This window comes from Terriglobales bacterium, assembly GCA_035487355.1.
In the GTDB taxonomy this organism is placed as follows: Bacteria; Acidobacteriota; Terriglobia; order Terriglobales; family Acidobacteriaceae; genus QIAW01.
In genome coordinates this window covers 1-12566 of the sequence record DATHMF010000064.1, presented here as the reverse complement: position 1 = coordinate 12566, position 12566 = coordinate 1, and the positions used below count along the sequence as shown (strand labels likewise).

Here is a 12566-nt window from a genome sequence, read left to right as displayed (position 1 = left end):
ATTCCAGAAGAGCCCTATTGGATTCACAGAACCCGTAAATTTTTTCTTTTGAACTAGTTACCAACGGTTGTTTTTGAAACAGAATTCAAGACGCTTCTGTGCTTCCAAACTACTGCTAAAAAACTAAGTATTATAAGGTTATTTTGAAGCAAATTCAATACCAAAAGTTGCTCTTCAGGGGTCATGAAGCCGATCTTTAGACCGGTTTTAACAGCCTGGAATCCAAATTATATTATTGATTATAAAAGACTTACTGTTGATATAAGCCGTTTCAAAAAAGCTCGGATGATCTCGAATGCGGCAGGGGCCGCGTAAGGCCCCCGATTCTGGGAGTTTGACAATCGGCCCACCCTTCATTTAGCCTTAGCCATCATGATTGGTGTGAGTTCAATCGAAGAGCGCTGTTGTTGTATGGCTGCGTGTTGTGTGTCAACGGCGCTGTGGGAACTCCCCTGATTTCTTTATAAATTAAGATTTTAGAGACCCACTCGCAAACGAAACGAGTGGGTTTTTAGTTTTGCAGAAGGATTTCTAAGAGATTTAGCCGGCAACACCCTGATACATAAGCGGAAATAGTTATGAAAATGGCAGCCCAAAATCGCACTCAGACCAGCATGGCAGCGTGTTGTTGTTGTCGCCAGCCGTTGCGGAGCGAATGGTGCGATAGGAGAGCCATACGATGTTGAAGTAACTTCCTGAATCGCAATCACGAATCCTCAACGGCCTGGAGCAGCGCTCCAGGCCGTTGCTTTTTAGCTGATAAAGAACGAAGGAACCCTAAGGAATGAAAACGATTTTGAAGATTTTTGTGCCTGCCTTACTGGTAGCTGGGGTATTGCTGGCAGCAGCAAGCAGGTTTTGGATAGTAGCAGCAGATAAATCTCAAACGCAAGTGAAGTTGCTGAATGTTTCTTACGATCCCACGCGCGAACTGTACCAACATATCAACCCTGCATTTGCTGCCGAGTGGAAGAAAAAGACCGGCACTGATGTCACCATCGATCTCTCCAATGGCGGTTCCGGCAAGCAGGCGCGTGCCGTCATTGACGGTCTTGAGGCTGATGTGGTGACCCTCGGTTTGGGGTATGACATTGACGCTCTAGCCGATAAAGGTCTTCTCCCCCAGGATTGGCAAACTAGATTTCCTAACGACAGCGCACCCTACACCTCGACCATCGTCTTCCTGGTACGCAAAGGAAATCCAAAAAACATAAAAGATTGGCCGGACGTAATCAAACCCGGCGTCCAGGTCATCACTCCCAACCCCAAAACCTCGGGTGGCGGACGCTGGAGCTATCTTGCGGCCTGGGGCTACGCGTATCGCAAAAACGGAAACGATGAGGCCAAAGCCCGCGACTTTGTGGCCGCGCTTTATAAGAATGTTCCCGTTCTGGATTCAGGCGCGCGCGGCTCTACCACGACCTTTGCAGAGCGTGAAATCGGGGACGTTCTGCTCGCCTGGGAAAATGAAGCCCATCTGGCGTTGAAGGAATTTGGGCCCGACAAGTTCGAAATCGTCTCCCCGTCGGAGAGCATTCTGGCCGAGCCGCCGGTCGCTGTCGTAGATAAGATGGTCAACAAAAAAGGGACAGCAGAAGTCGCTAAGGCCTATCTGTCTTTTCTCTACACCGACCAAGGGCAGGAAATCATAGCGCAAAACTTCTATCGTCCCATCAATAAGACCGTATTGGCGAAACACGCGTCGCAATTTGGGAACTTACACCTGTTTACATTCCAATCACTGTATGGAACCTGGCGGCAGACGCAAGCCAAGCACTTTGCCGATGGCGGAATATTCGACCAGATATACACACCGGGAGGGAAGTAGCCCTTATAGAAATGACGCAGATTAAACCAAAACGCGTGCTGCCCGGTTTTCGTCTTACGCTGGGATTTGCTCTCACTTATTTAACGGTGATGATACTGATTCCATTGCTGGGGCTTTTTGCCAAGACGTTCACCATGGGGTGGCACGCGTTTTACTTAACGGCGACTTCGGCGCGCGTTTTAGCTTCACTCCGCCTGAGCTTTGGTACTGCCGTTATGGCAGCCGCTGTGAACGCAGCCTTCGGAGTCCTTATCGCCTGGGTCCTGGTGCGCTATAAATTTCCCGGAAAAAGAATCATAGATGCCCTGGTGGATATTCCATTTGCGCTTCCCACCGCCGTGGCCGGCATTGCCTTGACGCAGATGTATGCTCCTCACGGATGGATCGGGAAATGGCTTGCCCCGCTGGGAATCAAAGTTGCATTTACTCCTCTGGGGATTGTGATCGCGCTCGTTTTTACGGGATTGCCGTTTGTGGTGCGGACGGTTCAGCCCGTACTAGCGGCTGTGGATCCTGAACTGGAAGAAGCAGCCGCCACATTGGGGTCCAACCGATGGCATACGTTTTGGCGGATCTTGGTTCCAGAGATATTCCCGGCTCTCCTGACGGGCTTTGCGCTTGCCTTTGCCCGTGGCGCCGGCGAGTACGGTTCGGTAGTGTTCATCTCGGGCAATCTGCCTTTTCGTACTGAGATCGCTCCTTTGCTGATCATCACCAAGCTCGACCAGTACGACTATAGCGGAGCTACGGCGCTGGCCGTCATCATGCTGGTCATCTCTTTTTCCATACTGCTCTTCATTAATTTTTATCAACATGGGAGGGCCGCAGCTTTCCGGCGCGCGGGAGTATGAGTCAGGTCATATTCGCGGAAACCCCAACCAAACTTCTCACCCAGGAGTTTGGTCGTGTTGTGCATCGCGACCCACTGTGGGCCCGCATTCTGCTTATTGGTACGGCAAGTCTCTTCGTGGTGCTCCTGGTATTGGTCCCTGTGGCATTCGTATTCGTGGAGGCGCTGTCCAAGGGCCTGTCTGTCTTTTGGCAGGCCATCAATGATCCTGACGCAGTCGCTGCTTTCAAGCTGACCGCGCTTACCTCCACCATTGCAGTTGCCTTGAACCTGCTCTTCGGATTGGCCGCCGCCTGGGCGATTACGAAATTCTCTTTTCGGGGAAAAAGTTTTCTCGTGACCCTGATAGACCTGCCATTCTCCGTTTCGCCGGTGATCTCGGGGTTGGTCTTCGTGCTCCTGTTCGGCGCCCAGGGATGGTTCGGGGTTTGGCTGCAGCAGCATGACATTAAGATCATCTTTGCCTGGCCCAGTATTTTGCTGGCCACGATTTTTGTGACCTTCCCTTTTATCGCCAGGGAGCTGATGCCGGTGATGGAGGCTCTGGGCCATGAAGAAGAAGAGGCGGCAGTAACTCTTGGCGCCTCCGGCTGGCAGATTTTCTGGCGTGTGACTCTACCTAATATTCGCTGGGCCCTGTTTTATGCGGTCATTTTGTGCTCGGCCCGCGCCATCGGAGAGTTCGGCGCGGTTTCTGTCGTCTCCGGCCATATTCGCGGAGAGACCAATACCGCTCCGCTGCACGTTGAACTTCTCTACAACGAATACGCCACCGCAGCCGCGTTCAGCATCGCTGCCATCCTGGCACTTTTTGCCCTGGCCAGCCTGGTGCTCAAGGCCATGGCCGAACGCTGGATTACCACCGATCTATACAGCGATTTCATTTTCCGGAGTAAAACGTAATGTTAACCGTCATTCCAATTCATCTCGGCAACATCCACAAGAAATTCGGAACCTTCGTGGCTTCCGAAAATGTCAGCCTCGACATCCGCGCTGGCGAGTTGTTGGCCCTTCTTGGGCCTTCCGGCTCCGGAAAGACGACCTTGCTGCGGGTCATTGCCGGATTGGAGACGCAAGACAGCGGCTCGGTATTCTTTGGTGAAGAAGATATGACCAACATTGGTCCCAAGAACCGGCAAGTTGGATTTGTCTTTCAACATTACGCACTGTTCAAGCATATGAACGTCCTGCAGAACGTAGCTTTTGGATTGCAGGTGCGCAAGAAAAAGCTTGGCCAGAGCAATACCCAGATTCGCGAAAGGGTTTTGGAGTTGTTGGATCTTGTTCAACTCGGCGGACTCGAGAAGCGTTTGCCTTCACAACTCTCCGGCGGACAAAGGCAACGGGTTGCTCTGGCCAGGGCGCTGGCGGTTGAGCCCAAGGTGCTTCTGCTCGATGAACCCTTTGGCGCGCTGGATGCCAAAGTCCGAAGAGAGCTACGGCGCTGGTTGCGTCTCTTTCATCAGCAGATGGCGATTACCACAGTTTTTGTTACCCATGACCAGGATGAGGCCATGGAAATCGCCGACCGCATCGTGATTATGAACCACGGCAGAATCGAACAAATTGGCACGCCTGAGGAAATTTATAAACACCCGGCGAGCGATTTTGTCTCCGAGTTCATTGGCAATGTCGGCCCCGTACCGGCGCCTGTCTATCTGGATGCAATCCCAAAAATCAAAGAATATGAGGTTGAAGCCTAATCATGAAGTCTACTTCACAGCCTCAATCTTGTTGTTGACCCTTTCCTAGTAAAAAAATTCCATTTGCGGCTTGCTTAACAAAGGCAGGCCTACGCGCGGAAATACGCTTACATCATTGTTTTAACAATACTCATCAGTGGATTTATAAGTTTGTTCCTTTTTGCAGCAAGAAAAATCTGTAGAAAAACCATCCGTTCCGAGAGGCGATATGAAAAAACTTGCAGTACTTCTCTTGCTTGCCGTGCCTGTACTCTTGCACGCGCACGCAAATTCAGGAAAGAGTAAACTGCGACGGCAACACAAAAAGGCCAATGCGGTCGACCCTACGCTGACCAAGCTGCAAGAGCTTGAAAAAACCGTCACAACTCAACAACAGCAAATCCAACAACTCATAGAAGATCTGAAGCAGCGCGACCAGCGAGGGGCACAATTTCAGCAGGATTACGTCCAGGCAAAGCAGACGGCCAGCCAGGCACAAACTCAGGCTGCCACCGCCGAGACCGCCTCTGAGCAAGCCAACACGGCAGTTGTAGCCCTCAAAACTGATGTTGCCAAACTGGAATCCAGCGTAGGGCAGGAGACAACTTCTGACAAAGAGCTGCAAAAGCGCATTGGCGGGGTTGAGAGCGTGCTGTCGCGCTTCCGCATCAGCGGAGATATTCGCCTTCGCTCCGATAGCATATTTCAGAACTACAGCGGCTGCGCTGCCTGCGTTGCCCGTAATCGTGCTCGCGTTCGCTTGCGGGTGGGTGTGGAAGGAAAGTTGGGAGAGGATTTCATCGGCGGCATCTACGTCGCCTCAGGAGCGAACGTCAACGGCGCAGCCTCTTTGGCCGATCCCATTTCCACCAACGAAACATTTACCAATTTTTTCGAACGTAAAGCCGTTGGCTTTGATCGCGGCTACATTATTTACCAGCCGCAAGCTGCCAAATGGATCAAGCTCACCGGCGGCAAGTTCGCCTACGACTGGGAGCACACCGATCTTACTTTCGATCCCGATTTGAATCCTGAAGGCTTTACCGAAAAATTCTCCTGGGATTTCAATAATCCCATCGTCAAAAATGTTTCTTTCGAAGGAATGCAATTGCTTTTCAACGAAGTCGCAGGCGGTCTTGTAGGCACGAGCATCAACCGCGGCGTGGATTCCAACGCGCTCGGCGGCCAGGCGGTATTGAGGTTGCAACCGGCAAAAATCTGGACCTCAACTCCATCCGCGACTGTGCTGAACTGGAATGGCGCTGACCCAATCGCGCAAGCTGCACTCCCGGTCTTGCCTTGCGCCAGCACGACCTCGACCGGTTGCATTCAGAATCCGTTGACTCCGGCGGTGGGCACGCCGCTTCCTCCGCCCCTCACTCCAGCGGTGCGCGTATTGAACAGCGCCAATTCCCTTACCAATGCAACCTTCATCGCCGGCACGGGAACAGCACAGAAACGCGCTTTCATCTCTGGATTCGAGTATGCGGATTTCATCTGGGATAACACCATCCTTACTCCCTGGAAGCGTTTTCCCTGGCACGTGACTGCAGAATACCAGCAGAACCTGCGGGCCCGGCGGAGCGTCTTTGCTCCTTCGAAGCAGAACAAAGGCTATTGGTTCGATACCAACGTGGGAGCACAGAAGCAGAGAAACGACGTGCAAATCGGCTACAACTGGATGCGCATCGAGCAAGACGCGGTCATCTCGCAGTTCAATGAGAGCGAACTACGCGCCCCGACCAACGTGCTGGAGAACCGTTTCTATGTAAATTGGCTGCTCCGCAGCAATACCACAGCTGCATTCAACTGGTGGATTGGCCGCACGTTGAATCGTAACCTGCAGAATTCGTCCCTGGCGCCCGGACTGCCGGCCGGAAGACAGGATCCTTACTTAAATCGTCTGCAGTTTGATTTGATCTATAAGTTCTAGGCTGATTTGATTCGATAAACTGGCGGAGTCCGAAGATGCTGCTCGCAGCTCTTCGGACTTCCGTTCTTAAGATTGCAAGACGGCGATTCGCGACCTCCGCGCTCCTCAGCGTCCTCTGCGGTTTAATTTTTTCCTGTTCATCGAAGATCTTGGCGCATCCTTCAACAGCCCATAGACGCTCAAACATCCCGCCGCTCCTACATAAACTTTTCCATTTACGACGGTAGGAACAGAGAACTTCACCGCGCCGCCCGGATTGTCTCTGGTTCTGATCACATTGCTCGAATAAAGCGTTTGAGAAACGTCGTTCGCGTCATAGGCCCTTAAAACGCCGGGACCTTTGGATTCATAAGCACCCGTCTGCAATGTCCAAACGATGCCATCCATGTTGCCGTTGGCCGAGACTGAAATATTTGCGCCGGGGTATTCGTAAGTCTCTCGCGAAGTCGAACCGGGCGTGGTGCGCAACAATCCGTCGCGCAACGAGAACGCCTTCAGCACGTCACCACCTCCACAGAAGTAGAGGGTGTTGTTCCAGTAGGCGGGCATACCGAACATGCTGTTGAGGGCTTGTGGAATCTCTTGCACAATCTCCGAGTCGGAGGTGCAGCCCTTGCCGCACAGATGCTGGTCATCCGTGGTCATCTGGTCTCGGTCAATCAGATAGATAGTCCCCGCTTTGCCGGCAACCGCCAGCATGTGCGGATGCTTGCCCGGTTGATCGGGAAGCAGCAAGACGCCGCCCGCACTTATGTCCTGGTCGTGGCGGTTCAAGCGCGCATAATCATAGGGAATGAAGTAATCAAGCACGTTTAGTTCATCGTTTTTGAAAGTGAGCTTGAGAAGAGCGTTGCTCAATTCCGTCGTTCGAACCTGCGCCGGGTCGAAGGTGCCGTTGCCGGTCGTAAGGAAGATATTGCCCGCCGAGTCTACGGCTGGGGCTGCACCGCTCATCCAAATCCCTCCGTGCAGGCCATTTGGTGTAGTGATGAACACGCTTTTTTGCGCCAGAGTGGCCGCGTCATAGGCAAAAATCCAGCCATGGGCTGGTGATCGGTCGCAGTGTGAGGAATAGGCAATGTAGATGGTTCCATTCACCAGCGCAAGTCCAGGACGATTGAGCTGATGCAGCGCATCAAAAGTAATCATGCCGTTCGTGCCGCCGGCGCCTTCGCCCGGAACGTTGGCTGTAATCACGACAGGTCCGGGTGCTTTTTCTGTTCCACGCTGAATGTCCAGTGCATGCAGGCGATGCACGAAGTGCCCGCCCTCTTTGGAGAAGCTCTCCACATATATCGTGTTGGTGCTGAGATCAATGACGGGCGTACTCGTGCTTCCAACCATGGGAACTATGGCATCGCAGCGCAACTCAGCAAGCATGTTGACCGGTGTGGCCCCCGCTGCCGCGCCGTGCTGGGAATCAATCAGGCTGGCCTGCCAGAGCGGTTTTGTATTGGCTCCCGTATTGCTGTCAGCATCGAAAGCATACACGCTATCGCCTTCTGTGGTGACAAAGACAACGTTGTGTAGTCCCTTTTCGGGAATCTCCAGTTTGGGCACGTAGAGAGGTTGCGCATAGATGTAACCATCCACCGGCTGCGAAAAGAGCCTGCCGAATCGGGCCGGGTTCACCTTGGCAGGTGTAAGGATGGTTTCATGGATGTTCTGTCCGGTTCGGCCGTTGTCATAGTGATAGGTGAGAACGCTGGTCTGGCCGGCAGGCGTTTGCCCGAAAAGCGTTGTTCCAACAACCCACGCGCACGTCAGCATCGCTATGCCGAGAATTGGAGCCATTCGAAGCCGGCGGGCCGCCAGTACCCAGCTTGATGGAATAAGCTTCTGTGTGTGGCAAATGAAAAAGTGCCTTGAAGAAAACAATATTTTCACCAGTCCGGATTCTTAGATTCGTCAGACGATTCGATAGTACAGGCTGGCATGAAATTATCTTTGGTGTCTACAAAACAAAACAATGGGGTCTGGAAGAGCCGTCATGGCTCTGCCAAACCCCCTAAGCTTTGGATCGCGAATTCTTAGTGAAAACAAGTGCCGCCGTTGCTGTCGCTATAGAGCGGCTTGGAGCTGACCTTCAGGTTGGTGGCAGGATTCAGGATGAACGTGCCGTTGCTCTGGGTCAAAGTATCCTCGCAGGCGATTACCTTCGAGAAGTTGGAGTGGGCATTGCTGTTGGTCCACAGGTCAATGTGGCGATGGTGGCCGTTCGCCCAATCGCCGTCGCAGGCGACGCATTCATCTTCCATGATGAAATATTTCTGGAAAGCCGTTACATAGACCCTGGTGCCAGGTTTGTGCTCCGCCGGAGCCGTGGCGAATGTGATGGGGTCAGCATTGCTTCCTTTGCCGCCCGCGCCGGAGTGAATGATAGGAAAAGCAATTCCATTTCCGGGGGGAGAGTTGTCCGGAAAGCCGTACAACGTGATCAACCCATGCAGGGTCTTGGGGGCAGCAAATGCCGGCGATAGCGCCAGCAGCACGATGAGCGAGATGCCTAAGACAAAGAGGCATTTACAAAGTTGAGCTTTTTGGAGTTTCACAGCAAAATGTCTCCTTAGGTTGGGGGATTAGCCATTGCGGTTTTTGACAACCGACAGCACTTCAAATGATTGAAACGTTTTAATAAACCGTGTCAATGGTGGCAGAAAGTATAGACTGGTTTTTGGCCCTGTCAACAAAAATTTAAACAGAAAATTAATATGTGCAACGCAAGGTGATTCGAGGGTTTGCGCAAGTCTTTAAGCGTAACGCGGATGATCGGAAGCCCTCTAAAATTAAAAAGCAAAACTCTATTAAATCGTATTAATATTGGCGGCTGCATTGCAGGCTCTTTTAGACCCAAAAACCAGGAGAACTTCTGAATGCGCTTATTTTGTCTACTCGTGGGTATGATGTCGGCTTTTGCCCTGACAGCGAACGGGCAAATCGCATACTACGTGGAGCGAGATGGCGTGATCAAATCCGTTGCGCGGGGAAATTCGGAGAAGGAGCACCCATATCAATGGCAGGTACGTTTATATCGCCTGGGAGCGCCAAAATCCGGTCCGGGCTGGGGGCAGATCATCGGACAATCTGCCGATGATGCAATGGAAGAACTGCAGCGCAGCCGGGATTTTCAGCTACGCATGGTGAAATTCTGTAAAGGCTGTTCCCAAAATGGTTCCCAAGGCGAAAGCCAAGCCCTAACATATTCCAATGTGCTTGGTCCTGTTGCCATGTATGAAAAAAGTGCGGATGACAAGAAACCCAATGGGCCTGGTTCGTGGCGGAGCGATACATTTGATCTTGCGGACCGGATCAGTGAATTGGAAAAAGAATTCCTGGCGGTGACCGAAGAGAAGAGGGTTCACAGGAACCCCTCCCGGTATCCATTTTCCCCGGCATCTGCCCCGTGGAATTTTGCTCAGAAACTTGTAGAGACTAAAAGACAATTTGAGCAGTTGAACGCCGCGGCAGCTTCTGCCGGCGGCCTGCCTTCGCGCGAACTCACCGGCAGCCAGTCGAAGATAAAGGATGCGCTCACGGACCTGGAGACAAACCTTCTGCCGCCTATGAAGAAATCATTGGCCAACCTGACCTTCGAAGGCGCCTGGAAACACGGAGGCATGTCTTATGTAGCGGTCCAACGTATCAATCAACTAAGCTTCAAGACTGCTGATCCTGATGGATTGCACTTTCGCAATATCACGATTGACGGTACAAAGCTCAGCGGAGAAATCCAATTTATCTACGACAATGGCTGTGAGCCAATTTGGGTTGCTTTTACCGCGGAGCTCACCTTTGATACTGACATGGAGGGCATTCTGATATCGGTGCCCAGGGTGGGCCGGGAAAAGACTACTTGCAGACAGGTCACGCAGGGAACTCTGCGCATGATGTTCTGGAGACCCGAGCAATAGTTACGATGGCCCGGTTTGACATAAATATTCTTCAACGAGGGAGATTGCTTTGCCAACTAAACGCTTTGCCGTCCTGTTATTCATTGTCGTATTCGGCTTCGTGTCCGAGGCCGCAACGCAGTCTCAACCTACACCAGCACCTGCCGTTCACACCGTCCGAGTTGATGCCACGCCGGGACATGCAACCAATTCTTTTATCCCGACCCAGACCCTCGGAGCCGGGATTGATCGCCTGCCCGCGGGCGCGATCGATAAACTCATCAATCCCGCGACCATGAGCAAAGTGCTTTCCGCAGGATGGCAACCGGTCAGCTATCGCCAGAATACCGAACTGTTTGTTGAAGCCTGGCACTGGAATCCGCAAGGGACATGGAGTGATCACAGCGATCCTGCCGGCAAAGGATATTTCACCGGCAACCCGACATCCACGGAACCGATCCAGCACTCGTACGGCTATCCGTTGCCGCATCGCGGATTTACGCGCAACGATGGCACAGGAAACGACGGCTACTCCCGCATGACTGATGGTGACCTCAACAGTTATTGGAAGAGCAATCCATATCTCAGCAAGGCGTTCACGGGTGAAGATGACGCGCTGCATCCGCAGTGGGTCATCCTCGATTTGGCCAATGCGCAGCAAGTCAACGCCATCCGCATTGCGTGGGCTGAGCCCTACGCGCGGCGCTATGTGGTGCAGTATTGGACGGGCGACGATCCCATCAAGCGCCCTACCCAAGGCGTGTGGCAGGCGTTTCCCTCCGGCGCCGTTAACGACGGCCACGGCGGCGACGCGACCCTGCAGCTTGTGTCCGTGCCGATTCCAGTCCGCTTCCTGCGCGTGCTGATGACCGAGTCGTCGAACACCTGCGATACGCACGGCTCGGCCGATCGCCGCAACTGCGTGGGCTATGCTATCCGCGAACTTTTTCTTGGGACAGTTGGCGCCGACGGCGAGTTTCATGATCTGCTGCGGCACACTCCCGACCAGGACCAGAGCACGACCTATTGCTCATCGGTTGATCCCTGGCATGAGGCTTCGGACATTGATCCTAAGAAGCGCGACCAGGTAGGTTTCGACCTCTTCTACACCAGTGGATACACCCGCGGACTTCCCGCCATCATTCCCATCGCGCTGATCTATGACATTCCCGAGAACGCGGCCAATGAGATCGCGTATCTCAAGAAGCGCGGCTATCCCGTTTCTTACGTCGAGATGGGCGAAGAGGCCGACGGCCAATACATGCTGCCCGAAGACTACGCGGCGCTCTACATCCAGTGGGCGGCGGCGATCCATAAAGTTGATCCTTCGGCAAAGTTGGGCGGGCCTTCTTTTCAAGGCGTGAATGAAGATATTCAAGTGTGGCCCGATGCCGAGGGGCAAACCTCCTGGGTGCGCCGCTTTGTCAACTACTTGCGGGCGCATGGACGTTTGTCTGACCTGGCATTTTTCTCTTTCGAGCACTATCCGCTGGAGCCCTGCAAGATCCAGTGGAGCAGCCTCTACGATGAGGCCCGCCTGGTGACGCACATCACGCAAGTGTGGAAGTTGGATGGCGTGCCCGCGGGCATCCCCATGTTGATCACCGAATCCAATATCGCCTGGCAAGCCGCGGAAAATTCCGTTGATATTTTTGGCGCGCTTTGGCTGGCCGACTACATTGGCGCTTACCTCACCGCCGGCGGCAACGGGATCTACTATTTTCATTACATGCCGCTGGGCATGTACCACGGCTGCAACGATTCCTACGGCACCTTCAGTCTGTTTACCGTGGATAAGGACCTCGTGATCCAGCAGCCCACATCACAGTTCTTTGCCAGCCAACTCATTAACCTGGAATGGGTGCAGCCCGGCAACGGATCGCAGCAGGTTTTCCCAGCAGCCAGCGACGTCGCCGATGAAGCCGGAAACGTTTTGGTGACCTCCTATGCGCTGCTTCGTCCCGATGGCCAGTGGTCGTTGATGCTGATTAACAAGGACCAATGGAACCCTCATCCGGTGCGCATCGCGTTCCATAATGAAGACGAAGGCGCCAGTACGGATACCTATTTTTCCGGTCCGGTGACGTTGACCACCTTTGGCCGCGCCCAGTACCAGTGGCATCCCACGGAGAAGGGAGGCTTCGCCGAGCCGGATGGTCCAGCAGCTGTCTCAACCGTAACCGCCACGGACGGCACGCTCTATTCACTTCCTCCGGCTTCGATCACAGTGGTGCGAGGGAAAGTCGCCAAGTAGTACTCAGTGGCCCCCCTATTACTTTAAGTAATCCATGCCGGGTTAAGTCATTGCAATCCAGTGGCTTATGGATGGGGATGGAGTAAGTCATCATTCAGGGCTCAGCAATCAAAAAACAGTTCTCGGTTC

General features: G+C 53.2%; 9 protein-coding genes. 7 read left to right on the top strand and 2 right to left on the bottom strand.

Annotation, left to right across the window (positions count from 1 at the left end):
• Nucleotides 1-784: 784 nt before the first annotated feature.
• From VK738_12055 to VK738_12035, 5 genes are all read left to right on the top strand, one after another.
• Entirely contained in the window at nt 785-1828 is a 1044-nt protein-coding gene (locus VK738_12055; GenBank protein HTD23382.1) for a sulfate ABC transporter substrate-binding protein, read from the top strand.
• A gap of 11 nt (nt 1829-1839) precedes the next feature.
• Nucleotides 1840-2679: a sulfate ABC transporter permease subunit CysT gene (gene cysT / locus VK738_12050; protein ID HTD23381.1), complete on the top strand. Its 840-nt coding sequence runs from the start codon at nt 1840-1842 to the stop codon at nt 2677-2679.
• Complete coding sequence (gene cysW / locus VK738_12045; GenBank protein HTD23380.1) at nt 2676-3581, top strand: sulfate ABC transporter permease subunit CysW; 906 nt, start codon at nt 2676-2678, stop codon at nt 3579-3581. The genes cysT and cysW overlap by 4 nt, the downstream gene beginning before the upstream one ends.
• Nucleotides 3581-4381, top strand: a complete 801-nt coding sequence (gene cysA, locus VK738_12040) for a sulfate ABC transporter ATP-binding protein (protein ID HTD23379.1) — start codon at nt 3581-3583, stop codon at nt 4379-4381. Before cysW ends, cysA begins: the two co-directional genes overlap by 1 nt.
• Before the next feature lie 208 nt (nt 4382-4589).
• Nucleotides 4590-6293 carry a putative porin gene (locus VK738_12035; protein ID HTD23378.1) on the top strand — a complete coding sequence of 568 codons (1704 nt, stop codon included), beginning with the start codon at nt 4590-4592 and terminating at the stop codon, nt 6291-6293.
• Between the two features lie 105 nt (nt 6294-6398).
• On the opposite strand, the gene VK738_12030 is transcribed toward VK738_12035, so the two are convergent.
• Both VK738_12030 and VK738_12025 read right to left on the bottom strand, forming a co-directional pair.
• Nucleotides 6399-8087: a hypothetical protein gene (locus tag VK738_12030; GenBank protein ID HTD23377.1), complete on the bottom strand. Its 1689-nt coding sequence runs from the start codon at nt 8085-8087 to the stop codon at nt 6399-6401.
• Between the two features lie 236 nt (nt 8088-8323).
• Nucleotides 8324-8845, bottom strand: a complete 522-nt coding sequence (locus tag VK738_12025) for a hypothetical protein (protein ID HTD23376.1) — start codon at nt 8843-8845, stop codon at nt 8324-8326.
• Nucleotides 8846-9166: 321 nt separating this feature from the next.
• Here VK738_12025 and VK738_12020 point away from each other — a divergent pair, with 321 nt between their 5' ends.
• Both VK738_12020 and VK738_12015 read left to right on the top strand, forming a co-directional pair.
• Nucleotides 9167-10204 carry a hypothetical protein gene (locus VK738_12020; GenBank protein HTD23375.1) on the top strand — a complete coding sequence of 346 codons (1038 nt, stop codon included), beginning with the start codon at nt 9167-9169 and terminating at the stop codon, nt 10202-10204.
• Nucleotides 10205-10253: 49 nt separating this feature from the next.
• Entirely contained in the window at nt 10254-12437 is a 2184-nt protein-coding gene (locus VK738_12015; protein HTD23374.1) for a discoidin domain-containing protein, read from the top strand.
• Nucleotides 12438-12566 lie beyond the last annotated feature (129 nt).